The following is a 23,855-nucleotide window of genomic DNA, read 5'->3' as shown; positions in this document are numbered from 1 at the left end:
GCTTTTTGCCAATATCTCTGCACATGCCCCATCCCTCGGTCAAACAACTTGAAGCCTTCTGGTGGGCGGCCACCTGCGCCAATTTCGCCACGGCAGCGGAGCGGGTGCACCTGTCGGTCTCGTCGCTGTCCAAACGCATCAGCGAACTGGAGTCCACGCTGGGCCAGTCGCTGTTCGACCGCAGCGGGCACCGTGCCGTGCTCACCGAGGCGGGGGAGCGTCTGCTGCCGGCCGCACTGGAAGTACTCAACGCCATGGCGGCGCTGGGCCATACGCTGGGCTCCCGCGAGGAGCTTGCGGGCCGCTGCCGTTTTGGCGTGGGCGACCTCTCTGCGCTCACGTGGCTGCCCACCTTGGTGGCGGCAGTGCGGCGAACGCACCCACGCCTGGCTCTGGAACCTTGCGTGGATGTGGGCGGGGCGCTGGAGCGCCGCCTGGACGACGGCGAACTGGACTTCGCCGTGATCGCAGGACGCTCGTCGCGCAGCACACTGCTATCTCAGCCCGTGGGCGCCGCGCGCTTCGCCTGGGCCCTGTCACCCAGGCTGGCGGGCGCCAGCCGCCTGGGCATCAAAGCGTTGCTGCAGCAGTATCCCCTCGTCACGCTGCCGCCAGGCGCTGGCACCACGCGGCTGCTGGACGACTGGTTGCTGGCGCAAGGTGTCACCGTCCGCGAGCACATCCTGTGCAACAGCCTGGGGGCCGTGGCGGGCATGCTGCGCGCAGGAGTGGGTGTGGGGTTTCTGCCCTCGGGGTGGGTGGGCCCGCTGGGTTTACGCGCCCCGGGCGCACGCACGCCACTAGCGCCGCTGCAATACAGCTTCCAGTGGCGCCGAGGTGATGCGCGGGCACTGATCCCCGCCATGCAACGCCTGGCGCAGGCAGAGGTGGACTTTTCGGTGTCGCCTGCGCTAGGGATGTCCTGCATAACCCTCGCGAGTCGGTGGTAGTGCGGATCGGGTGGGGCCGCAAGGCGTCTTTTGGCAGCCAATAGCCGGGCTATTGGCAAGAAAAGCAACGCAGCGGACTGCCCGAGACCGCGCTATCACAGACCGCAGGGAGTTATGCAGGACATCCCTAGGGATCCTCTGCACGAATTGAACGGCAAGTGGGCGCTGCGGAGCGGGATGGGCTGCAAGGCGCAAAAACGCAGCAATAGCCGTAGCTAGCGCGAGTATTTGCAACGCCACAGACCGCCCGAGGCCGCAGATGCACACGGCGCGGTGATTCGTGCAGAGGGTCCCTACGACTGGCAGCTTGAGGGCCCGGCGCGTTCCCGCAAATACGCCAGGACTTCACCGTATGCCCCTTGAAACTCAATGCGGTCAGCCCGGCTCTCGCGCTGGTAGGCGTACATGGGGTCGTAGTAACACCGCAGCAGCGCCGTGATCCAGTCGCGGTGCTGCGCAGCATCGCCCTGCGCCTTCTGCTGGGCCAGGGCGCGGAGCATCGTCGCCCGCAGCATCTGGTGACGATCTCCCCCCAGGCGCTTGTGCAGTTTGTCCAGGCTTTCCAGCAGGCGGGCAGAGAAGGCGTCAAACCCCTGCACCTCGCCCTGCGCAGCACAAAACTCGGCGCACTGCGCGACCACGTAGTCCCGCAGGATGCGCTCGACCCTGGCTTCAAAGGGCTCCTCGACATACACCATCGGGGCCTGCTCCAGGCACAGCCTCAGCTCCAGCGGCACAGCGCAGCGCCCCACATGCCGGCCCTCGTCCTCGACGACGAACAGCCGCTGCCCTGCCGCGCGCTTCTTGAGGATGTCGATGGCCAGCTGGTTCTCGAAATCAATCTGCGCGGGCTGGCCGCTCACACGCTGGCCAAAGCTGGATCCCCGGTGGTTCGCGTGCCGCTCCAGGTCAAGTCCGCTGGCCAGCTGTTCAATCAACTCGGTCTTGCCGGTGCCCGTGAGCCCGCCAAGCACCACAAACCGGCATTCCTGGGCAGCAGCCTGCGTGGTCTGCAGCAGGAAGGTGCGCATGGCCTTGTAACCACCAATCACGCGGGGGTAGTCGATGCCCGCTTCGCTCTGCAGCCACTGCTGGACGATCTGGGAGCGCAAGCCGCCGCGAAAACAATAGAGCACGCCCTGCGGATGTGCCCGCGCAAACTCGGCCCAGGCCTGGATGCGCGCCCGCTTGATGTCGCGGGATACCAGCGAGTGCCCCAGCGCAATGGCCGCCTGCTGGCCCCGCTGCTTGTAGCAGGTTCCCACCTGCTGGCGCTCGGCATCGTCCATCAAGGGTAGGTTGACCACTGCAGGGAAAGCCCCCTGGGCAAACTCCACGGGTGCACGCACATCCATCATGGGCACATCGTTCAGAAAGATGTGCCGGTAGTCGGCCAGGTTCTCCATGGTCAACCCAAAACGACAGCGAAGGCCTGTCGCGCCGTCAAGTGGCCGATGGGCGCAAGCTGCAAGCCACACCCGGCTGCCACTTGCAGAAAATCGCTTTCGCCTTCGGGTGCCACGGCAACCAACAAGCCGCCGCTGGTCTGTGGGTCGCACAACAGTTGCTTCTGCGTGTCGTCCAGCGGCGCAATCCTGGCGCCATAGCTGTCGAAGTTGCGCTGGGTGCCGCCGGGCACGCAGCCTTCGGCCAGGTAGTACTCCACGCCGCTCAGGCGCGGTACGGCGGCATAGTCAAGGACCGCCGTCAGGCCACTGCCCTCGGCCATCTCGACCAGGTGGCCCAGCAAGCCAAAGCCCGTGACATCGGTCATGGCCATGACGCCCGGCAACTTGCCAAAACGGCTGCCGGGCTGGTTGAGGGTGCACATCAAGTCGCGCGCGCGGCCTACGTCCTCGGGCCGCAGCTTGGCCTTTTTCTCTGCGGTGGTGAGGATGCCGATCCCCAGCGGCTTGGTCAGGTACAGGCGGCAGCCCGCCGTGGCGGTGTCGTTGCGTTTGAGGTGGCGTTTTTCCACCACGCCCGTCACGGCCAGCCCGAAGATGGGCTCCGGCGCATCTATCGAATGCCCGCCGGCCAGCGGAATGCCTGCAGCGTCGCACACCGCGCGTCCGCCGCGTACCACCTCGCGTGCCACCTCGGCCGGCAGCACATTCACCGGCCAACCCAGGATGGCAATGGCCATCAGGGGGTCTGCACCCATGGCATAGATGTCACTGATGGCATTGGTGGCAGCAATACGCCCGAAGTCGAACGGGTCGTCCACGATGGGCATGAAAAAGTCGGTGGTGGACACCACACCGCGTTCGTCGTCCAGCGCGTACACGGCAGCGTCGTCCCGCGACGCATTGCCCACCCACAGGCGCGGGTCCAGGTTCTGGGCGCCGCTGCCCGCCAGGATCACGTCGAGCACCTTGGGGCTGATCTTGCAGCCACAGCCTGCACCGTGGCTGTATTGGGTGAGACGGATGGGGGTGCTGGGGGAGGCGTTGCCAGGAGGGGTGTCGGGAGAAGTCATGGCCGCATTGTCCCGAATCGGCGCCCACAACCATTGCGGGGCCGCAAAAACAACAGGGCCTGCCCGCGCATTTGATTTGCGTGGGCAGGCCCTGCGGGGTGCGCCCGGCCAAAGCCGATCCGGGGCGCAACACGTAGGCCGGTCAGGCCGCGGGTGTCAGCTCCGACACTCCGCCCATGTAGGGACGGAGAACGGCCGGAACCTCGACGGTTCCGTCCGCACGCTGATAGTTTTCCAGCACCGCCACCAGCGTGCGGCCCACGGCCAGACCAGAGCCGTTCAGGGTGTGCAGCAGTTCGTTTTTGCCTTGTGCGTTCTTGAAACGGGCCTGCAGGCGGCGTGCCTGGAAAGCTTCGCAGTTGCTCACCGAGCTGATCTCGCGGTAAGTGTTCTGTGCGGGCAGCCACACTTCCAGGTCGTAGGTCTTGGCGGCGCCAAAGCCCATGTCGCCGGTGCACAAGCTCATCACGCGGTAGGGCAGGCCCAGCTTCTGCAGGACGGTCTCTGCGTGGCGGGTCATTTCTTCCAGCGCTTCGTAGCTCTTGTCGGGATGCACGATCTGCACCATCTCGACCTTGTCGAACTGGTGCTGGCGGATCATGCCGCGCGTGTCGCGGCCGTAGCTGCCAGCCTCAGAACGGAAGCACGGCGTGTGGGCCGTGAGCTTGATGGGCAGGTCGGATTCGGCCACTACCACGTCGCGCACAAAGTTGGTCAGCGGTACTTCGCTGGTGGGGATCAGGTACAGCGCAGCGTTGTCCGGCACAGGCTCGCCGTCCTGGCCGCCCTTCTTGGCGGCAAACAGATCGCCTTCAAACTTGGGCAGCTGGCCGGTGCCCTTGAGGGAATCGGCGTTCACCGCGTAGGGCACATAGCACTCGGTGTAGCCATGCTCCTGGGTCTGAACGTCCAGCATGAACTGGCTGAGGGCACGGTGCAGGCGGGCAATGGGCCCCTTCATCACGGTGAAGCGCGAGCCCGAGAGCTTGACGCCCATGTCGAAATCGAGCCCCAGCGGGGTACCTACGTCAACGTGGTCTTTCACTTCGAAGGCAAAGGTGCCGGGCGTACCCCAGCGACGCACTTCCACGTTGCCCGCTTCGTCGCTGCCCACAGGCACCGATTCATGCGGCAGGTTGGGCACGGCCACCAACATGGCCTGAAGTTCGGACAGGATCTGTTCCAGGCGGGCGGCGGATTGCTCCAGTTCCACCTTGCCTGCAGCCACCTGGGCCTTGATGGCTTCGGCACCATCCTTGTCGCCCCGGCTTATGAGCATGCCGACCTGCTTGGACAGCTGGTTGTGCTGAGCCCGCAGCTCTTCGGTGCGGGTCTGCAGCGTCTTGCGCTCGGACTCCAGGGCCTGGAAAGCGGAGACGTCTAGGAAGGCCTGGGGCTTTTTGCGGGTTTCCAGCCGCGCGATGGCGGTGTCGAGGTCTTTGCGGAGGAGAAGAATGTCAAGCATGGCTGGATTTTAAAGGGGTGGTCGGACTGGGCTCAGGCAAGGATTGCCGGGTCGAAGTTGGCGCCGCAGAGAATGAGGGCCACCGTTTCCTGCGGCTGGGGCTTGTAGGCACCGATCTGCAGCGCCGCCAGGCCCAGCGCGGCAGCGGGCTCCACGGCCAGTTTCAGCTCTTTCCACAGCCACAGCTGGGCGGCGCGGATGGCGTCGTCGGGCAGCAGCAGGGCATCGTGCACATGGCGCTGGCTGACCTCCCAGCCAATGGCGCCGATGCGGCGCGCGCCGAGGGAATCAGCGGCCACGCCACCCACGTCCACATCCACCGGCTGGCCTGCGGCGCGCGCCGCGTGCAGGGTGGGCGCAAGTTCCGGCTCCAACGCGACAACATGGGCGCGGCTCTCCACCCACGCGGCCACGCCGCCGATGAGGCCACCGCCGCCCACACTGACCAGCACCGTGTCGGGCAGACGGCCACCCTGCTCTTCCATCTCCAGTGCCAAGGTGCCTGCACCGGCCACCACCTCGGGCTGGTCGTAGGCGTGGGCCTGCAGCGCGCCGGTGGCCTTCTGGCGGGCCACGCAGGCCTCGAAGGCTTGTGAATAGGCAGCGCCGGTGACGACCACCTCGGCGCCCAGCGCGCGCAGCCGGGCGCGCTTGGCCTCGGGCGACACCTCGGGCACAAACACCTCGCAGCGCACACCCAGCGCCTTGGCGGCAGCAGCCACGGCAATTCCGGCGTTGCCGCCTGAGGCAATGATCACGCCACTCTCGGGCACCGGGTTGGCCAGGAGGCGGTACAACATGCCGCGCGCCTTGAAGCTGCCGCCCACCTGCAGGTGCTCCAGCTTGAGCCAGACCTCGGCGCAATCCACGCCCAGGGACTTGCCAGAAACGCGCATCAGCGGCGTGGTGCGCAAAAAATCAGGCTGGGTGGCCAGTTGGTGGCGGGCGGCGGCGATGGCGGCGCGGTCGATCATGCAGGGGCTCCGGTGAAGCTGGTGGGGTCAAAAGAAGGGGCAGTGTAGGGGTTGCCCGCAACATGCAGACACAACGCTGACTGCACGCGCGCCGCACAACTGCCGATAACATGGGCAGAGCAGTTCCCACCCCAACGCGGTGGTCGGCCTGCGCGCAGGAGAAAAAGCATGTTCTTTGTGTTCGGCCCGTCGGGCCAGATGTACCGGGGTGGCCCTGAAAACCTGGCGCGTATTTCTGCGGTGCGCAGCGTGCAGCGCCCGCAGGCCCTGCGCACGCGGGCCATGGACGCGCAAGATGGTCAGCCGGGGCCCATCTTCACGGCCTCGCCCCGCCCCACTGCAGCCCATGCCAGCGCTGCCGCACCTGCCGCCATCGTCAACCTGCGCATGCACGACGCCGTGAGCGCCTATGCGCAAACCGAACAAGGCCCCCAGGCCACCGCCCGCCAGCCGCTGACCAAGGTGAGCGACGTGATGACCACCGGTGGCGTGAGTGTGGCGCCCGGTGTGCGCGTGAACGATGCCTGGCAGACCCTGGCCGAGCACAAGGTGGCGCAGGCGCCGGTCGTGGATGCGCTGGGCCGCGTGATTGGCCTGCTGCTGCGAGCCGACATGGCGCCGCTGGACCTGCTGCCCGAGCCCGGTGCCGTCAAGCAGGCCATCGACCTGGCGCGCCGCCCGGTATCCGAGGTGATGGTGAGCCCCGTGCCCACCGTGTCGCCCGACACCGAGCTGCGCCGCGTGGCCGCCGTGCTGCTGGACACGGGCCTGCCCGGCCTGCCGGTGACCGACGAGGCGGGCGTGCTGTCGGGTTTTATCTCCCGCACCGACATCCTGCGCGCGGTGGCGGCGGACCCACCGCTGGATTTGTGGAGCGGGCCTGCGATGGCGCTGTAGCGCAACCCATCCTGCACGGCGACAAAACAGGATTCAAATCAGGCCCTAGCGCTTATCCATCAAGCGCTAACAGCTATCAATTAAGAAGCAAAAACCAACAAACACCTTCCCATGAGGTGCCCGCTGCCCCAGATCAATGCCCCGCAGGCCCGGTCTCTGGCGTGCGTTCGGTGATGCTCAAGCCGGTGGTCGCGTCGATTTTGAGCCCCTTGGGCAGCGGGAACTTGATGGTTTCCTCGATGCCCGCCATGGTGCGTACCGACACAGCGCCCAGCGCCTTGATGCGGTCGATGACCTGCTGCACCAGGATTTCCGGCGCCGAGGCTCCGGCGGTCAGCCCCACGCGGGCGAGGCCATCAAACCATTCGCCCTTCAGCTCGTCGGCGCTGTCCACCATGTAGGCGGTGGTGCCCAGCTTGGCGGCCAGCTCGCGCAGGCGGTTGCTGTTGGAGCTGGTGGGGCTCCCCACCACGATCACCACATCCACCTGCGGACTCAGCACCTTGACGGCATCCTGGCGGTTCTGGGTGGCGTAGCAGATGTCCTGCTGCTTGGGCTCGCGCACGCTGGGAAAGCGCGCGCGCACGGCGGCAGAGATTTCGGCCGCATCGTCCACGCTCAGTGTGGTCTGCGTGACCACGGCCAGCTTCTCGGTCTGCCGCGGCTGCACCCGGGCCACGTCTTCCACGTCTTCCACCAGGTGGATGCCATGGTCGAGCTGGCCCATGGTGCCCTCGACCTCGGGGTGGCCCTTGTGGCCGATCATGATGAACTCGTAGCCCTCTTTGGCGAGCTTGGCCACTTCGACGTGCACCTTGGTCACCAGCGGGCAGGTGGCGTCAAAAATGCTGAAGCCACGCGCCACGGCCTCTTGCTGCACGGCCTTGCTCACGCCGTGGGCGCTGAAGACCAGCGTGGCGCCCGGGGGCACGTCCGACAGCTCTTCAATAAAGATCGCGCCCTTGGCCTTGAGGTCGTTCACCACGTAGGTGTTGTGCACGATCTCGTGGCGCACGTAGATGGGGGCGCCAAACTTCTGGATGGCGCGCTCCACGATCTCGATGGCGCGGTCCACCCCTGCGCAAAACCCGCGCGGCTCGGCCAGCAGGATCTCTTGCGGCGCCTGCATCACAGGATCCCGATCAGTTGCACTTCAAAGGTCACCGGCTGGCCCGCCAGAGGGTGATTGAAGTCGAACAGCACCGCGCCGTCGTCACGCACCTGCATCACGGCCCCCGCGTAGCTGCCCTGGCCGTCGGGCGTGGGGAACTGCACCACGTCGCCCACGTTGTAATTTTCGTCGGGGTCGCCCAGCTCGTTCATCAGCTTGCGCGCCACCCACTGCTGCATGTCGGCATTGCGCTCGCCAAAGGCTTCGCCAGCAGCCAGCTCAAAGGTGGTGCGCGTGCCTTCGGCCAGGCCTAGCAGGCGCTGTTCCATGGCGGGCGACAACTCGCCGGTGCCCAGCGACAGGGTGGCGGGTTTGTCAGTGAAGGTGTTGATCACATCCCCCGCCGGACCGGCCAGGCGGTAGTGCAGCGTGAGGAAGGAACCCGGCTGAACAGTGGGAAGGGAGGTGGAAATAGAGGTCATGAGAGTCCCGATAAACTGCCGCGATTGTAGAAAACCGGGCAAACCCCTACCGCCGCCACCGCTGCTGGCGCGTCCCACCTCCTCTTCCATGGCCATCAAAGACCTGCCCGCCGACGCACAGCCCCGCGAAAAACTGCTGGCGCGCGGCCCCGCCGCGCTGGCCGATGCCGAGCTGCTGGCCATCCTGCTGCGCACCGGCATCGTGGGCAAGGGCGTGCTGCAGATGGCGCAGGAGCTGCTGGACCCGCCCGGTATCGACCCGGACACCGGTGCCATCAACGGCGGCTTCGGGGGCATTGCCGGGCTGTTGCACACCAGCGCGGCCGACCTGGAGCGCATCAAGGGCCTGGGCCCCGCCAAACGCGCCGAACTGGTGGCGGTGCTGGAGCTGGCTCGCCGCGCCCTGGCCCAGCAACTGCGCGAGCGCGAGGTGTTCGACTCGCCCGATACCGTCAAACACTACCTGCAACTGCACCTGGCGGCCAAGGGGCACGAGGTGTTTGCGGTGCTGTTCCTCGATGCACAAAACCGCCTGCTGGCGCTGGAGGAGCTGTTTCGCGGCACGCTCACGCAGACCAGCGTGTACCCGCGCGAGGTGGTGCTGCGCGCCCTGCACCACCAGGCCGCCGCCGTGGTGCTGGCCCACAACCACCCCAGCGGCAGCGTGCAGCCCAGCCGGGCCGACGAGGCGCTGACGCAGACCCTGAAGACCACGCTGGCACTGGTGGATGTGCGCGTGCTCGACCATGTGATCGTGGCGCCCGGCCAGGCGCTGTCGATGGCGGAAAAGGGCCTGGTGTGACTGCGCCTGCACCGGCCCACCCGCCTACGGCACTGCACGCCGCACTGGCACGCGCTGCGCGCGGCTCCGAAGGCCCTATGGGCGCCGCCCAGCCTGCCCCTGCCCCAACCGCCGTGCCCCGGTCCGCCCGGCGCGCAGGTTTGGCCGACAAGAAGGCAGCGGCCAAGGCGGCGATGCGGCCTATTCGTCATGCCCCTACGCCGCCCGGCATCGGTGACAACCCGGCACCGCCCCGACGCCGCGCACCCCCTGCCCCTCGCCGGGCAGGCGAACGCATCACCCAACTGCAGGACCTGGCCACCGTGGCCCGCCGCCTGCGCGAGGACCAGGAGCGCCGCGAGGCCGAAGACAAAGCCCGGCGCGAAGCAGCAGCCCGGGCCGAGGCCGAGCGCCACCTCTTCAGCCGCAGCGTGGGCCCCGTCACGCCGCTGCGCAACCCCAACGTGGCGCGGCTGCGCAAGCACCAGCCCCCGCCGCTGCCCGTGCAGCACTGGCTGGACGAAGAGCGCGTGCTGCGCGAATCCATCAGCGACGACTTTGACGTGACCACGCTGCTGGACACAGACGACCAGTTGAGCTTCCGCCGCCCCGGCATCGGCGTGGAAGTGACGAGCCGCCTGCGCGCGGGCCATTGGAGCATCCAGCGCCAGCTGGACCTGCACGGCCTGCGCGTGGACGAGGCGCGCGAGGCGCTGGGCGACTTCATCCGCCACGCCCACAAGACCGGCCTGCGCTGCGTGCGCGTGGTGCACGGCAAGGGCCTGGGCTCACCGGGAAAGAGCCCGGTCCTCAAAGGCCGGGTGCACAGTTGGCTGGTGCAGAAGAACGAAGTCCTGGCCTTTGTGCAAGCCCGGGGGGATGAAGGTGGAGCAGGTGCGTTGGTGGTCCTGCTACGCTCGGCGCAGAAGATGCTGCGAAAATAGGGCCTAGCGCTTGACAGAAAAGCACTGGGCGCTATCTATTTCAGAGCAATCACTACAGCATCATCTGCACGATACGCTTCCAGAATTTGGCCGTGAAGCTTCCGGTCAAACCGGACCACCCTGCACTCTGACGTAGCAGAAGGGGATGGCGCTGTGGGCAGGGATCCGCATACCTACCTGGCACTGGGGCAAGGTATTTGGCGTAACGATGGTGTAACCGGGGGTCGCCTGGATGCCCAGGATCAACACATCTTCATCCCCGGAGTTGTAGACCACCTCATCAATATTGGCAGGGAAGTTGTACGAAGACCCGATGTAGTTGGCCGCATCAATGCTGCCGTTCGAGTACGCATTGCGTGCACCAAAGACGCTGCCCAGCACCAGGGTCACCCCCACGGCTGCCGCCAGCAGTGAGTAGAACCTGCCGCTCTGCCCCTGGCGCCGAAAGGCATTCCAAGCCAGCAATCCCAGGGCACCCACCAAAGCCAGCATCCCCAAGTCAGACAACGTGGGGATCGAGGAACTCAGTCCAAAGCTGATGACTCCGCCGGAAGCCGGCTGCGCCAGCGCTGCCAAAGAGGAAAACAGCCCCAGGCCAGCACAGGCCCAGCGGCGGATAGCGGTTCGGTTCATAGTGACTCCAAAAAGAGAATGGCGGGCAATGAGCCCCCAATAGAGGAGCCTGCTCCACCCATGGCGGTCACTCTAACACGTAACACTTTGTCTCCAAGAGCGGTATTTGTGTCCGTCCAGACTTACTTCGAGAGGTCGATCGCGTACTTCGACGTGCCCTTGCCCGATCCATCATCGGCCGCCAGCAGCGACACATTGGCCAGCCCGCCCGCCTGTGCCACGCTCAGCGCATTGGCGCCCGAGCTGAACACCACCGGGCTCGCCACCGTGGCCTTGGCAAAGCGCCAGCTCTTGGCCGCGCCGTTGGCCACGCGGGTCACCGCCGGGTTCTTGCGGATGTAGTCGATCACCACATCCCGGTTCGCATCGGGTGAGGCCCAGATCGTGCCCGATCCATCGAGCTTGTCGATAAAGCTCTTGCCGCTGGTGGCGCGGTAGTTGTTGGTGGCGATCACAAACTCCTGCGCCACGTCGATGGGCTTGCCCAGGTAGCTCAAGTTCTTGATGCGGCTGCCCACGGGCTGCGTCACGTCGATCTCGTACTGCACGTCGGCGGTGGTGAACATGTCAAAGTTGTACCCAGGGAACGTGCTGATGAGCTGCTGCTCGCCGGTCTTGGCAGGGTCGATCTGGTTGAAGCGCTTGGCGGCGGCCTCCAGCCAGTTCTTGATGTCGCCACCATTGACCTTCACCGCATACACCGTGTTGGGGTACAGGTAGAGGTCAGCTGCGTTGTTGATGGCCAGCGGGCCCACGGCCACGTCGGTGTAGTCAGCGCCGCCCTGGAAGCCGCTCTTGAACGGCGCACTCACCGACAGCACGGGCAGCTGCGCATACTGCGGCAGGTTGGCCTTGACATAGGCCGCCACATAGGCCTGCTGGGCCTGGTTCACGATCTGAATCGCGCCCGGGTCACCCACATCGGCAAACAGCGTGCTCATGCGGAAGTCGGTCTGGCCGATGGGCGTCTTCACGTACTGGATCGCGGCCTGGTGCTGCGTCTCGATCAGCGGGGCGATGGCAGGGTCGGCATCCACGGTGACCGTCGTGCCCGCAGCGTTCTTGCTCTGGATGTTGCGCAACTCGCTCTTGCTGGCGGACTTGTTGACCACCCACTTGGTGCCATCCCACTGCAGCGCGAGCTGCACCACACCCAAGGCCTTGCCCCAGGAGCTGGCCATCACCGCTGGCACGCCGTTGATGGTGCCAGCCTTGTGGTCCACCCCCGGCAGCTTGAAGCCGGGGATGGCCGCCGTGTCGGGGAACACGCCGTGCTGGTGGCCCATCACCATCGCATCGATGCCAGCCACCTTCGACAGGTACAGGCCGGGGTTCTCCATGGTGGGCGAATACGCCGCGCCGTCCAGCCCGCCGTGCAGAAGAGCCACCACGAGGTCAGCGCCCTTGGCGCGCAGTTCGGGCACGTACTTGCTGGCCGCCTCCACCGCGCCTTCGGTAGTGACCTTGCCTTCGAGGTAGCGCTTGTCCCAGTTCATGATGCCCGGCGTGGTGAAGCCGATCACGCCGATCTTGATGGGCAGCTTCACGTCCTTGCCATCCGCGCTCTTGGCCACCAGGGTGCGCTCCAGCAGCGTGTAGGGCTGCACCAGCGGCTTCTTGGTCTTGTTGCTGACCACATTGGCCAGCACCACCGGGAAGCCCGCGCCAGCGCACTTCTTGGAGCCATCCACGCCGTCCACATCCAGGCCGCCGCCCAGCACCTGGTTCAGAAAGGGCAAGCCGTAGTTGAATTCGTGGTTGCCGAGGGTGCCCGCGTCAAAGCCCAGGGAGCCCATGGCCTTGTACATCGACAGCTGCTGCGTGCAGGGGATGGGGTTGATAGTGGCTTCGTAGTCGGCCAGCGCCGTGCCCTGGATGGTGTCGCCGTTGTCCACCAGCAGCGTATTGGCAAACTCCTTGCGCGCGGCGCGCACCAGCGTGGCCGTGCGCTCAAAGCCATAGCTCTTGTCCTCGGCCAGCTTGAAGTAGTCGTAGCTGCGCACGTTGAAGTGCAGGTCGGTGGTCTCCAGCACGGCCAGCGTGGCCGTGGCGCCCGCATTGTTACTGCTGTCGTCGCTGCCACCGCAAGCAGCCAGCGAAGCCGCCAGTGCCACCATGCCTAGCGCGGCAACGCGGCGCGACATGTGCGAAGAAAGAAGCGAATGGATTGGAGTGCGCGCAGACATGAACAGTCCCTGGGTGAAAGAAGGGACCGAGTGTCTGGCAGGGGTTTGACAGCGGTGTGACGCGGCACCCCGTCGTCAGGATGTCAGTCGATGCGGTGCACGTCGCCGTTGTGCGGCGAAGCACTTTCGTGGAACAGGTCATCGAGGAACTGCGCCAGTTCATGTTCTTCGACAAAGTCGGGGATCACAAAGCCTGAGGGTGTGCGTTTACCATCAGCGCCCACGCGGTAGGCCTGCCACAGCGCACCTTCGCGCCGCACCTCGACGATGCGGCCAAAAACATGGAAACGCGGGTGGTTCATGGGATTCAAGCGTGTCAGGTGGAGCGTGTGCGCTCCATTGCAATCGCCGACGGAGCAAAACCCATTCTCGCAAAAAATTCGGATGCACCTGGACGGCCAGCGCGCAACACCCAGGTGGCTGCGGGCGCCTTGGCCAATGCTTGTTGCACCAACGCGCGCCCCAGCCCCCGGCCCCGAAACGCAGGGGCCACGACCAGCATGGACAAATAACCATTGCTCAGCCCGTCAGTAATGGCGCGCGCATAGCCCACCACCTCGTCCCCGTGCAGCGCCACCAAGTTGCACTGCGACGCAGCCACCAGCGCCTCGAACTTCGACAGGGTGCCTAGCCGGTGCGACCAGCCGTGCGCAACCAGCAAGGCATACACCTGCGGAAGGTCCTGATCAACAAGGTCTCTGACCGCCATGGCCCCTACCCCTGCGGCTCTTGCGGATAGCCATCCCCGATCACGACCCAGGGGGCTTTGGAGTCCACGTAGATGTGTTTTTGGGGCGGCGTGTCGTAGGGCGTGTCCAGCGTGCCCAGCGGCACGGCCACCCAGTCGGCGTGGGCGCCCTCGCTGTGCCACAGCAGGGGCGAGCCACACACCGAGCAGAACGTGCGTGTGACCTGGGCCGAAGACTGGTAGGTGCGCACCAGCGCCTGGCCCTGGACGAAGCGGTGGTGCTCGCGCCGCACGTTGCCATAGCTGGCGAACGCTGCGCCATGGGCCTTGCGGCACATGGCGCAGTGGCAATGCGATGAGGCCTTGACGGGCGCGGTGGTCTCATAGCGGACGCCGCCACACAGACAGCTTCCTTGGTGCACAACGGGGTTGTTCATGGCCGTTCTTCCTTGGGGGATGGGCGCGATGCGATGCAGTGACCGTGTAGGCTCAAGGTGCAGCAGCTGCGGCAGAGGGGCTCACTGAAGCGATCAGGTCCACCTCCACCGTCGCGTTCTTGGGCAGCTGCAGCACGCCCACCGACGTGCGGGTGTGCGCGCCCGCCTCACCCAGCACGGTAAACAGGATTTCCGACGCACCGTCGGCCACCTCGCTTTGCTGCGTGAATGTCGGCGCCGACTGCACGTAGACCGTGATGCGCAGGATGGATTGCACCGCATCAAGCGAGCCCAGCGCGCGTTGCAACAGCGCCAGTGCGCGCATCGCGCACACCTTCGCAGCCTTCTGCGCATCGGCCAGCGACGCCCCGGCACCCGCGTCCCCGGTGACCACCACCGTGTCGCCCACACGCGGGATCTGGCCGCTCAGGTAGATGTGGTGCCCATCACGGACCAGCGGCACGTAGTTGCCGCCGATCTTGATCTCGCCATCGAAGCTGTAGCCCAGGGCCTGGGCCTGTTCCTGAAAACGTTGGTCGCGTGACATATGAAGACAAACAAGTGGAGTGCAGACAATGAAGAAGGGCGACGACGGCAACGTCACATCACCCCTCGAAGGGCCTTATCAGCGCATGGTGGCGCTCGGCGTCCATGCCCTTGCGCTGCTCCCGCGCCAGCGCATGGCGCGATGTGGGCAGCAGGTAGGCCAGCGGGCGGCGGTCCGGGTCCATGTCCAGGCGCACGGACAGGCCCTGCGTGGCGCGGTAGCCCTTGAGCTGGTTGGCGACCGTGCCTTGAATGACCGGCGGTGTGCCGCCACTCTCCTCGAAGAAGACGAGGTATTGGTCGTGCTGCTGCTGCGTCACCTCTACCCAGACGCCCCAGCCGAAATAGTCATCCCGATAGGTGAAGGGCACGGGCAGCACGCAGCGGATGAACCATCGCTTGCCGTCGAGCGTGCAGAAATCCTGGTTGTAGCGGGCGCGCCGGTAGCGGTCCAGGTAGCTGAGCTCGAACACGGCGTCGGGCAGGCCGCAGCCGATGTCCGTGGCCAGCTCTTCATGCCACTCGCCGCAACTGCCGCAGCGAAAACCGGAGCGCTCGCCGGACTTGCGCGCTTTGGAGGGCGTTGCTGTCTTGCGTGCAGTGGTCTTGCGGACGGTGGTCAGGGGCATGGCGCAGCGGCGGCGAAACCGGCGGGGTAACGGGAGGAGCCCGAATTTAACAGGCGCATCGCGTCAGGCGTGCCGTGCGAACGGGTCCACCCGCGAAGCCAGCGACAGCGGCCCCGCCAGTGCACCCGAGGGTCTGGCTCTGCCAGTCCACCGGGTGCATCCCCCTTCAGGGGTAAACCAGCGCATCCGCTCAGGGGGCGCCCCGATTCCTCATCCAGTCGGCCGTGCCCATGAAGCTCTCCTTCAAGCGCGCGCGCAGGTCTTCGGGCACGCCGGTCTCGCCCATGGCCTGGTCCATGCAGGCCACCCACTGGTCGCGCTCCTTGATACCGATGGAAAACGGCATGTGGCGCGCGCGCAGCCGGGGGTGGCCGAACTGGTCGGTGTAGTACGAGGGGCCGCCAAGCCAGCCGCAGAGGAACATGAACAGCTTTTGCCGCGCCTGACCCAGGTCGCTGCCGTGGGCGGCCCGCAGCTCCGCGTAGCCTGGCTCCAGGTCCATCAGGTCGTAAAAGCGCTCGACCAGAGCGCGCACCCGGCTTTCGCCACCGATCCATTCGAAGGGGATGACGGCAGCCACGGCTTCGGTGCCTTCGCTACCAGCTTGGGGGGTATCAGAATTCATAGCAAAACAGGCCCTAGCGCTTATCCATAAAGCGCAACAAGCTATCGAAAATATAGCAAATCAACTACAACACAGGCCAAGGCCATGCACCTGCTCACTCTGCCGAGCGCCGCAGCGTATCGACCACCGGGCGCAGCAACACCTCACGCAGGCCCCACCAGCCCGCAGCCAGCGCCAGCACGGCCCCAGCCACGGCGCCCGCCAGGGGCACCCAGGGGGCAGCCGTCCAGGTGAAGTCGAACACAAAGCGCGCCAACGCCCAGCCCACGCCCACCGCCACGGCGCTGGCCAGAAAGCCCGCGAGCAGGCCCACGCCCATCAGCTCGGCGCGCTGCACCTGCCGCAGCAGGCTGGCGCGGGCGCCCACGGCGCGCATGATGGCGTATTCGCGAGCACGCTCTTCGCGCGTGGCCGTGACGGCGGCGAACAGCACCACCAGCCCAGCAGCCAGGGTGAAGGCGAACAGGAATTCGACCGCGCGGATCACCTGCTCCAGCACGCGCTGCACCTGGGCAATGGTGGCGCCCATGTCCACGTTGGTGATGTTGGGAAACTGGCGCACCAGACCGTTGTCAAAGCCGTTGGTCTCGGGCGCACGGTAGGCCGCCAGGTAGGTCACGGGCACGTCCTTGACGGTGGCCACGGGGTACATCACGAAGAAGTTGGCCCGCATCGAGCCCCAGTCCACCTTGCGCAGGCTGGTGATGCGTGCCTCGTTCTGCACGCCGCCCATGTCGAACAGCAGGCGGTCGCCCATCTTCAGGCCCAGGGTTTCGGCAATGCCTTCTTCGACGCTGATCGCGCCCTCTTCGCCCGGCGTCCAAGCACCGGCCACCACCTGGTTGTGGGGCGGTGCCTCCACGGCGTTCGACAGGTTGAACTCACGGTCCACCAGGCGCTTGGCGCGGTCGTCGGTGTAGTCCGCCGGGCCCACGGGTTTGCCGTTCACGGCCAGCAGGCGGCCCCGGATCATGGGGTACCAGTCGTACTTGGCCACGCCACCGTCCTTGAGCGTCTGCTGGAAAGCGTCGGCCTGGTCGGGCATCACGTTGATCACAAAACGGTTGGGCGCATCGGGCGGGGTGGCCTTGCGCCAGCTGTCCACCAGGTCGGTGCGCAGCAGCACCAGCAGCACCAGCGCCAGCAGCCCCACGGCCAGGCTGCTCACCTGCACCACGGCATAGGCCGGGCGCGCAGAAATCTGCCGTGTGGCCAGTACCAGCCAGCGGGGCGCGGTGGCCTCGTTCACACTTTTGCGCAGCAGCTTCACCGCCACCCACGACAGCCCGGCAAAGAGGGCCACCGCCCCGCCAAAGCCACCCACGGCAATCAGGCCCAGCGTGATGTCGCTGCTGACCGTGAGCAGCAAGGCGGCAAAGCCTGCCACCCCAATGCCCAGCACCGCCAGCGAGGCAGGCTTGAGCCCCCCCACGTCGCGCCGGATCACCCGCAGCGGCGGCACCTGGGCCAGCTGCAGCACAGGCGGCAGACCAAAGGCAAACAGCAGCGTGAGCCCCATGCCCAGCCCAAACGCCACGGGCCACAGGCTGGGCGGCGGCAGGGCCGGCTCGACCAGGCCCGCCAGCAGCAGCACAAAGGCGTAGTGCACCAGATAGCCCAGCGCCACGCCCAATGAGCTGGCAAACAGGCCCACCAACGCAAATTCGGCCGTGTAGGCGCCCGCAATGGTGCGCTGGCTCTGGCCCAGCACCCGCAGCATGGCCGAGGCATCCAGGTGCTCGGCCGCAAAGCCGCGCGCGGCCAGGGCCACGGCCACGGCCGACAGCAGCGCTGCCAGCAGGGCCACCAGGCTCAGGAATTTCTGCGCGCGGTCCAGCGTCTGGCGCATTTCCGGGCGGCCGCTTTCGAGCGACTCCACGCGCACGCCGTGCACGTCGGGCTTTTTCGATTCGGCAACAGCCCATTCGCTGAACGCCTTGACCGCAGGGGCCGACCCGATGACGGCGAAGCGGTAGGTCAGGCGGCTTGCGGGCTGCACCAAGCCGGTGGCCGGCAGGTCGGCCTCGTTCACCATCACCCGTGGGGCGAAGCTCATGAAACCGGCGCCGCGGTCGGGCTCGATCACGATGATGCGTGCAATGCGCAGCTGCGCATCGCCCAGCAGCAGCATGTCGCCCATCGCCAGGTTCAACGATTCGAGCAGCGGGGCATCCACCCACACCTCGCCGCGCGCCGGGATGTCGCGGGTGGGCTGGTCGAGCGCGCCGGGGGCGTCTGCCACCTTGAGGCTGCCACGCAGCGGGTAGCCCGGGGGCACGCTTTTGAGCGCCACCAGCTTGCTGGCGCCGCCCTGGGCGTCACTGGCGCGGCCCATGGTCGGAAAGCCCAGCGTGGTCACTGTCTGCAGACCCAGGGCCTTGGCCTGCTCGACAAAGGCGGGGGGCGTGGGGTTGTCGCTGGCCACTACGGCATCGCCGCCGAGCAGCTGCAAGGCATCGCGCTGCAGGCCACCTTGCAGGCGGTCGGCAAAAAAACCGACCGACGTGAGGGCTGCCACCGCCAGCGTAACGGCCACGATCAGCAGCCGCAACTCGCCCGCGCGCAGGTCACGGGCCAGCGTGCGCCAGCCCAAGCGTAAAAAAGACAGGTTCATGGCGCTGAACCTTAGCGCAAATGGAACGCTCTGGCGAAGCTCAGGGCTTTGCGCCCGCTGCGGCCACCTGGGCCTCTGCGCTGCCGTCTGCCTCTGCCGTTTGCAGGCGATGCTCCAGCGCACGCAGCACCGGCACAATCTGCGCGCCCACATGGATTTGCGGGTTGGAGAAGCCGTCTTGCTTGCCCGCCTCCACCTCGCGCTGCGCAATCACGGGGATGGCCTTGGCAAAGGCTTCGGTGAACGAATGCGTCTGGCGCAGCTGTTCGTGGAACACCGCCCGGCCAAAGAAGGTCAGCTCGGAGCGCGTGCCGCAGCCATATGACGTGTGCGTGGCATCGGCGGCGGTCATGATGAGGCTGCTGTCGGTGGCCAGGGGCTCGATCCAGCCGCCCGAGAAACAGGCCGACACGGCAATCACGCGGTGGCGGATGCCCGCCTCGTCCAGCATGGCGCGAAGCATTTCGGGCGTGACGGGGGGCACCTCCAGCGGCCAGTGCGAGGCCGCCAACTCATGGTTGCGCGCACCGTGCGAGGTCATGTAGATCACCAGCACATCGCTGTCACGGTCCATGCGCTGGGCCAGCGCAGCGATGGCACGCTGCAGGTTCTGCGGCGTGGCCCAGGCATGGGTGTCTGCGGTTTCTGCGTGGTTGAGCAGGTGAACCACACGGCCCTGGGCGTCAAAGCGCTCTTGCAGCAGCGTGCTGACCATGGTGCTTTCACGCCGGAACACGTTTTCGCTGGCGTAGGGGGCGAACACGAGCCCATAGACATCCACCACGCCATCGCGGCCAGCAGGCAGGGCCTGCACTAGCCGATCCCAGAGCACCTGCTGGTTTTCAAAGACTGCTTGCGAGAGCACAAGGTGCGCGGGCTCCGGTTGTGCCTGTCCCTCCTCGCCCGACTGGGCAGATGCAGCGGCCAAGGCGTCCAGCTCCCAGGGCTGGTCCTGGAACTGCCACATGCCCACCCCGATCACGGCTGCCATCGCCACCGAAAAGATGGCCGTGCGCAGCCGCGAGCGGATGAAGCGTGCACTCACCACCACCAGCGTGGCCAGCACCCACAGCGTGAGCACGCCATAGGCCACCCAGAAAATATTGCCAGCCACCGCCCCGCCCCACAGGTCTGGCTTGTGCGCCACGGCCCCCATCAAGGCATACAGCAGCAACAAAGGCGCCAGCGGAGCCCACGCGGACAACACATACCAGGCCGCCAGCCCGCCCGAAGGCCCCGAAACACCCTCCGAGGGCTCTTGTGCCGCCGCACGCTGTGCCGGGGCCATGGCCCACCAGGCCAGCCACATCAGCACCAGGCTGCTCCACATCGGCGCCAGCCAGCCCCGCAGATTGAACTGCACAGGCCCCGCCACCTGAAACCGCGCAGCCCCCACCAGCAACGCGCCACCCAGCAGCGACAGCACCAGCACCTGCCAGGGTGAAGGCGCTGCAGCAGCAGTGCGCGGCGACAGGAACAACGCGGCCCGCAGGCCTTCACGCATCCAGTCCCACAGGGACAACTTGGCGGGAGCCGGGGCCATGGTGGATGCGGCGCCGGCAGATGGCGCGGGCGGCTGCTCCCCCAAGGGAATTTCGATCTTGGCGGACTCAGGCCCCCACTGGCTGGGCAGGGTATCGGCCCAGGCGCTCTTGGCGTTCAGGTCTTTCATGGGGCGATCATGCCATTGCGGGAGCGGTTTCTTTCAATCACCAGCCGGCAGTTCGGACTGCGATGTTTCCCGAAATCGCGTAACGCCCCCTTCACACAGCCCCGCCTCCTCAGGAGGCCGTTCCAGCTCCGCCTCTGGCCACCGGTACGACGGGTACCTGCGCCAGCTCCGGCTGCAGCACCAGCCGATCTGTACCGCTGTAGCAGACAAACCGGCGATTGGTGGCGCGCCCGATGGCGCACAGGCCCAGTTGCTGCGCTACGGCGTGCCCCATCTGGGTCATGCCGCTGCGGGACACCACGATGGGGACACCCATCTGCGCAGATTTGATGACCATTTCGCTGGTGAGTCGGCCCGTGGTGTAGAACACCTTGTCTGCACCGGACATGGGCGCGTGCAGGCTCTCCGAAGCAGCATTTTCTGCAGGCGTGCCGCCGGATAGCGTGGAGGAAACGCCACTTTCCGGACCCTTGCCATCTGTATTCATCCACATCCACCCTGCAATGGTGTCGATGGCGTTGTGGCGCCCCACGTCTTCCACGAAGGTGAGCAGCGCCTCCCCCCGGAACAAGGCGCAACCGTGCACGGAGCCCGCGGACTTGTAGGTGGTTTCCTTGAGGCGGATGGCATTGACGATGCCGTACAGCTCGCCTTGCGTCAGGCGTGCCTCAGGCAAGGTGATGCGGTCCACCTCGTCCATGAGCCCGCCAAACACACTGCCTTGGCCGCAGCCGGTGGTGACCACCATGCTCGCGGTGCGCTCTTCAATGCGGGCGATGCCGTGGCGCGTGCGCACGGCGGCGGCGTGCACCTCCCAATCGACGGTGATGGATTCGATGTCGAACACGGACTCCACCAGCCGCTGGTTGCGCAGATAGCCCAGCACCAGCAGTTCCGGCTGCGCGCCCAGGGTCATGAGGGTGACGAGTTCACGCTTGTCGACATAGATGGTGAGCGGCCGCTCGGCGGGGATCTGCACCTGCTCGCGCTCGCCCAGTTCGTTCACGACCTCCACGCTGTGGGTAAGGGGCGCATGCGCCTGCGTCAGGCGCGGCAGCACGGGCGCAGCCGGGGAGGCGGAAGGTGATGAAAGAGACATAGGGCGAATATACGCAGTACCTCTCCCCAAGGAGGGGCATGGGGCATCTGAATCGGGGAAAAGCACGTACTGCGACCACCACAAAAAAGCCGCGCTCCACCAAGTGGGCGCGGCTCTTTTTGACGGCGGGACAGTGGCTGGCGTCAGGACTTGGGCGCTGACGCAGCTGCGGCAGGTGCCAGCGTGCTGGGTGGACTGCTGGCCGTGCCCGGTGGCGAATGGGCACCCGCCGCTTCAATGGGCTTGGCAGCGGGCGGTGTGTAGGCGAAGGGGCCGGGGTCGGTGCACGCAGCGCCTGCTGCCGTTGCAGGCTTGGCTGTTGGCGTGGTTTTGCGGTAGTGGGCCGCCACACGGTCTTGTGACAGGCACAACTTGTAGTTGTCCACCTTGCCGGCCCAGGCGGCTTTGGCCGCCGCCTCTGCAGCTTTGGCGGCAGCCTCCGGTGAAGGCGCAGGCAGCTTGGCCGATGCCAGGGTACAGACGCTGGCCGCGCACAACGCCAGCAGGGAAGATCGAGAAAATTGCATCATGGTGCGAAACCTCATACCTGCGCGGGCTGGCCCGCAGATGGTGTAGCTGCAGCATCGGCTGCGGATGGATTGGCGCTGCGCTGGCGGGGAATCTTGCCCGCTTGCACGTCGTCGTACCAAAGCTCGTGGTGCTCCTTGGCCCACCCCTCGCTCACGTACCCCGTCCTCATGGCCTTGTAGGCGCCGCGCATGCCCACCGTGCCCATATAGATGTGGCCGCAGATCAGCGCCATCATCCAGATCGCCAGGGTGGCGTGGATCATGTGGGCGATCTGCATGTCGCCGCGCACGTCACCAAAGCCAGGAATGAGCTTGTCGAGCACCAAGCCGGTGGCCACCACAAAGATGCCGGGGATGGTGATACCCCACCAGAACAGGCCCTTCTCGCCGGCGTTGAAGCGGTGGGAAGGAACCTGGTGATCACCCCCCAGCATGCCGCCGCCCTTGGACAGCCACACAAAGTCGGCCCGGTTGGCGATGTTGTCCTTGACGAAGGTAAGGATGATCACCAGCAATGAGACAGCAAACAGCGGTCCCATGAAGTTGTGTACGTTCTTGAGCGCATACGTAAGCCAGCCAAACAGCGTGGCCCCCATGATGGGCAGCAGGAAGAACTTGCCAAACGCCATGACGATGCCAGAGATGGCCAACGCGATGAACGCAAAGGCATTGGACCAGTGCGCAGCACGCTCGAAAGGTGTGAAGCGTTCGATGCGGCGGGCGCCGGTGCCGTCAGGGTGCTCATGCCCCAGCGGACCTTTGACAAAGTAGAAGATGCCCAACGCCAGCAACACGATGGCAAACAAGGCCGCACCGTAAGGAATGATCCAGTGGTTGCGTACCTGGCGCCATGCCTCGCCTGCGTTGGTGAAACGCGAGCCTGGGTACTGCACGAACGGCTGGATCAGGTTGCCCGCCTCGGGCGCCTGGCTTTTCGGCAGGCTGCTATAGCCCGTCACGCCCTGCCCCACCTGGCGCCACATGGGCGCGTTGTTGCCGGGCTGCACCTTGGCGCGTTCGCCATTGGTCTGCTCGGCGTATTTGGGGTCTGCGCTGGCGTCTGGCTTGACCTCGAAAATGTTTTGGCTTTGAATGCCGCCGGTCGCTGCGGGAGCAGCCGGTGCCGTGACCGCAGGCGCGGCGGCATCTGGCGCTGCCGGAGCCTGGGCACCAGCTGGCCCCCAGGCACATCCCGCCGCCAAAGCCAGGGACCACATGATGTGTTTCATGGCGGGCCTCACTTGGACTGGGTGCGGGTGTATTCGTTCTGGCCGTACAGCTGACGCGCCTTCAACTGCGCTTCCCAACCGGCTTTGTCTCCGGCCTTCCAGCCGGGCTGCATGAAATTGCTGCCCGTACCTGCATAGGGAGCTGCATCGCTACGGATGCCCGCGCCGGTCTGCGGCTTCTCGCCACAGGCGGTCAGCGCCACCAGCGCCACAGCGGCGGCCAGGGCCGAATGAACAAGACGCTTCATCATCATGACTTGCCTCCTGCAGGCTGGCCTGCCTGTTGTGACCCATAGGCCGTGCCCCAGCCCCACACTTCGGCGCCCTTGCCACGCTGTACCACACGGTTGCGGAAAATATCTGCCACCACATCGCCATCACCGGCCAGCAGGGCCTTGGTGGAGCACATTTCTGCACAGGCGGGCAGCTTGCCCTCGGCCAGGCGGTTGCGGCCGTATTTTTCAAACTCGGCCTGGCTGCCGTGGGCCTCGGGGCCACCGGCGCAGAAGGTGCACTTGTCCATCTTGCCACGCACGCCGAAGGTACCGGACGAAGGGAACTGCGGCGCGCCAAAGGGGCAGGCGTAGCTGCAATAGCCGCAACCAATGCACACATCCTTGTCGTGCAGCACCACACCTTCTTCGGTGCGATAAAAGCAATTGACGGGGCAAACAGCCATGCAGGGTGCATCGCTGCAGTGCATGCACGCGACCGAGATGGATTTTTCACCCGGTACACCGTCATTGAGCGTGACCACGCGGCGGCGGTTCACGCCCCAGGGCACCTCGTGTTCGTTTTTGCAGGCGGTCACGCAGCCGTTGCATTCGATGCAGCGCTCTGCGTCACAGATGAATTTCATTCGTGCCATGTGTGTCTCCTTGCGT

General features: G+C 66.0%; 25 protein-coding genes. 4 read left to right on the top strand and 21 right to left on the bottom strand.

The genetic code is table 11. The features are described from left to right. Nucleotides 1–23: 23 nt before the first annotated feature. Nucleotides 24–950 carry a LysR family transcriptional regulator gene (locus ACT89O_RS06520; RefSeq protein WP_176888661.1) on the top strand — a complete coding sequence of 309 codons (927 nt, stop codon included), beginning with the start codon at nucleotides 24–26 and terminating at the stop codon, nucleotides 948–950. Nucleotides 951–1,243: 293 nt separating this feature from the next. Here ACT89O_RS06520 and mnmH read toward each other — a convergent pair whose 3' ends face one another. The 4 genes from mnmH to ACT89O_RS06500 all read right to left on the bottom strand — a co-directional run bounded on the left by mnmH (nucleotide 1,244) and on the right by ACT89O_RS06500 (nucleotide 5,868). Beyond that, nucleotides 1,244–2,356 carry a tRNA 2-selenouridine(34) synthase MnmH gene (gene mnmH, locus ACT89O_RS06515; RefSeq protein ID WP_228898540.1) on the bottom strand — a complete coding sequence of 371 codons (1,113 nt, stop codon included), beginning with the start codon at nucleotides 2,354–2,356 and terminating at the stop codon, nucleotides 1,244–1,246. 2 nt (nucleotides 2,357–2,358) lie between these two features. Continuing rightward, nucleotides 2,359–3,429, bottom strand: a complete 1,071-nt coding sequence (gene selD, locus ACT89O_RS06510; RefSeq protein ID WP_487262137.1) for a selenide, water dikinase SelD — start codon at nucleotides 3,427–3,429, stop codon at nucleotides 2,359–2,361. Nucleotides 3,430–3,571: 142 nt separating this feature from the next. After that, on the bottom strand, nucleotides 3,572–4,894 hold the full coding sequence (gene serS / locus ACT89O_RS06505; protein ID WP_228898544.1) for a serine--tRNA ligase: 1,323 nt from the start codon (nucleotides 4,892–4,894) through the stop codon (nucleotides 3,572–3,574). 32 nt (nucleotides 4,895–4,926) lie between these two features. After that, a complete protein-coding gene (locus ACT89O_RS06500; RefSeq protein WP_055402251.1) occupies nucleotides 4,927–5,868 on the bottom strand; it encodes a threonine/serine dehydratase in 942 nt (313 codons plus the stop codon). Between the two features lie 168 nt (nucleotides 5,869–6,036). Here ACT89O_RS06500 and ACT89O_RS06495 point away from each other — a divergent pair, with 168 nt between their 5' ends. Then, complete coding sequence (locus tag ACT89O_RS06495; RefSeq protein WP_487262136.1) at nucleotides 6,037–6,765, top strand: CBS domain-containing protein; 729 nt, start codon at nucleotides 6,037–6,039, stop codon at nucleotides 6,763–6,765. A gap of 133 nt (nucleotides 6,766–6,898) precedes the next feature. Here the strand turns inward: ACT89O_RS06495 and ispH are convergent, their stop codons facing one another. Together ispH and ACT89O_RS06485 are read right to left on the bottom strand one after the other, a co-directional pair. Beyond that, nucleotides 6,899–7,894: a 4-hydroxy-3-methylbut-2-enyl diphosphate reductase gene (gene ispH, locus ACT89O_RS06490; protein WP_055402245.1), complete on the bottom strand. Its 996-nt coding sequence runs from the start codon at nucleotides 7,892–7,894 to the stop codon at nucleotides 6,899–6,901. Continuing rightward, on the bottom strand, nucleotides 7,894–8,358 hold the full coding sequence (locus tag ACT89O_RS06485) for an FKBP-type peptidyl-prolyl cis-trans isomerase (RefSeq protein WP_487262135.1): 465 nt from the start codon (nucleotides 8,356–8,358) through the stop codon (nucleotides 7,894–7,896). Before ACT89O_RS06485 ends, ispH begins: the two co-directional genes overlap by 1 nt. Before the next feature lie 88 nt (nucleotides 8,359–8,446). Here ACT89O_RS06485 and radC point away from each other — a divergent pair, with 88 nt between their 5' ends. Together radC and ACT89O_RS06475 are read left to right on the top strand one after the other, a co-directional pair. Further along, complete coding sequence (gene radC, locus ACT89O_RS06480; RefSeq protein ID WP_055402240.1) at nucleotides 8,447–9,160, top strand: RadC family protein; 714 nt, start codon at nucleotides 8,447–8,449, stop codon at nucleotides 9,158–9,160. 173 nt (nucleotides 9,161–9,333) lie between these two features. Continuing rightward, nucleotides 9,334–10,083, top strand: a complete 750-nt coding sequence (locus tag ACT89O_RS06475; protein WP_487262822.1) for a Smr/MutS family protein — start codon at nucleotides 9,334–9,336, stop codon at nucleotides 10,081–10,083. 105 nt (nucleotides 10,084–10,188) lie between these two features. Here the strand turns inward: ACT89O_RS06475 and ACT89O_RS06470 are convergent, their stop codons facing one another. From ACT89O_RS06470 to fdh3B, 15 genes are all read right to left on the bottom strand, one after another. After that, complete coding sequence (locus ACT89O_RS06470; RefSeq protein ID WP_487255703.1) at nucleotides 10,189–10,716, bottom strand: midcut-by-XrtH protein; 528 nt, start codon at nucleotides 10,714–10,716, stop codon at nucleotides 10,189–10,191. Nucleotides 10,717–10,838: 122 nt separating this feature from the next. Next, entirely contained in the window at nucleotides 10,839–12,902 is a 2,064-nt protein-coding gene (locus ACT89O_RS06465) for a bifunctional 2',3'-cyclic-nucleotide 2'-phosphodiesterase/3'-nucleotidase (RefSeq protein WP_487262134.1), read from the bottom strand. Nucleotides 12,903–12,985: 83 nt separating this feature from the next. Beyond that, the gene (locus tag ACT89O_RS06460; RefSeq protein WP_487262133.1) at nucleotides 12,986–13,204 is read right to left on the bottom strand and encodes a DUF7661 family protein; all 219 of its coding nucleotides are present in this window, start codon (nucleotides 13,202–13,204) and stop codon (nucleotides 12,986–12,988) included. Between the two features lie 14 nt (nucleotides 13,205–13,218). Then, a complete protein-coding gene (locus tag ACT89O_RS06455; protein WP_228898553.1) occupies nucleotides 13,219–13,611 on the bottom strand; it encodes a GNAT family N-acetyltransferase in 393 nt (130 codons plus the stop codon). A 5-nt stretch (nucleotides 13,612–13,616) separates the two neighbouring features. Continuing rightward, nucleotides 13,617–14,027: a GFA family protein gene (locus tag ACT89O_RS06450; protein WP_218298602.1), complete on the bottom strand. Its 411-nt coding sequence runs from the start codon at nucleotides 14,025–14,027 to the stop codon at nucleotides 13,617–13,619. Between the two features lie 52 nt (nucleotides 14,028–14,079). Beyond that, nucleotides 14,080–14,574: a RidA family protein gene (locus tag ACT89O_RS06445; RefSeq protein ID WP_487262132.1), complete on the bottom strand. Its 495-nt coding sequence runs from the start codon at nucleotides 14,572–14,574 to the stop codon at nucleotides 14,080–14,082. A gap of 58 nt (nucleotides 14,575–14,632) precedes the next feature. Then, nucleotides 14,633–15,202, bottom strand: a complete 570-nt coding sequence (locus ACT89O_RS06440; protein ID WP_487262131.1) for a DUF2199 domain-containing protein — start codon at nucleotides 15,200–15,202, stop codon at nucleotides 14,633–14,635. Nucleotides 15,203–15,392: 190 nt separating this feature from the next. Then, complete coding sequence (locus ACT89O_RS06435) at nucleotides 15,393–15,827, bottom strand: group II truncated hemoglobin (protein ID WP_487262130.1); 435 nt, start codon at nucleotides 15,825–15,827, stop codon at nucleotides 15,393–15,395. 94 nt (nucleotides 15,828–15,921) lie between these two features. Beyond that, nucleotides 15,922–18,441 carry an ABC transporter permease gene (locus tag ACT89O_RS06430; protein WP_487262129.1) on the bottom strand — a complete coding sequence of 840 codons (2,520 nt, stop codon included), beginning with the start codon at nucleotides 18,439–18,441 and terminating at the stop codon, nucleotides 15,922–15,924. A gap of 40 nt (nucleotides 18,442–18,481) precedes the next feature. After that, nucleotides 18,482–20,113 (bottom strand): C13 family peptidase, encoded by a 1,632-nt coding sequence (locus ACT89O_RS06425; protein WP_487262128.1) that lies wholly within the window; start codon nucleotides 20,111–20,113, stop codon nucleotides 18,482–18,484. A 109-nt stretch (nucleotides 20,114–20,222) separates the two neighbouring features. Continuing rightward, complete coding sequence (locus tag ACT89O_RS06420) at nucleotides 20,223–21,212, bottom strand: formate dehydrogenase accessory sulfurtransferase FdhD (RefSeq protein ID WP_487262127.1); 990 nt, start codon at nucleotides 21,210–21,212, stop codon at nucleotides 20,223–20,225. A gap of 143 nt (nucleotides 21,213–21,355) precedes the next feature. Next, nucleotides 21,356–21,742: a hypothetical protein gene (locus tag ACT89O_RS06415; RefSeq protein WP_121422843.1), complete on the bottom strand. Its 387-nt coding sequence runs from the start codon at nucleotides 21,740–21,742 to the stop codon at nucleotides 21,356–21,358. A gap of 11 nt (nucleotides 21,743–21,753) precedes the next feature. Further along, entirely contained in the window at nucleotides 21,754–22,971 is a 1,218-nt protein-coding gene (locus ACT89O_RS06410) for a formate dehydrogenase subunit gamma (protein WP_436131597.1), read from the bottom strand. 8 nt (nucleotides 22,972–22,979) lie between these two features. Further along, nucleotides 22,980–23,222: a hypothetical protein gene (locus tag ACT89O_RS06405; RefSeq protein WP_055402825.1), complete on the bottom strand. Its 243-nt coding sequence runs from the start codon at nucleotides 23,220–23,222 to the stop codon at nucleotides 22,980–22,982. After that, nucleotides 23,222–23,839, bottom strand: coding sequence for a formate dehydrogenase FDH3 subunit beta (fdh3B, locus tag ACT89O_RS06400; RefSeq protein ID WP_108616030.1), 618 nt, complete (start codon nucleotides 23,837–23,839; stop codon nucleotides 23,222–23,224). The genes ACT89O_RS06405 and fdh3B overlap by 1 nt, the downstream gene beginning before the upstream one ends. Between the last annotated feature and the right edge of the window lie 16 nt (nucleotides 23,840–23,855).

The sequence above is a fragment of the Acidovorax sp. NN32 genome, assembly GCF_057597245.1.
Note: the sequence above shows the minus strand (reverse complement) of the source record. Positions and strands in the feature narration are given on the sequence as shown.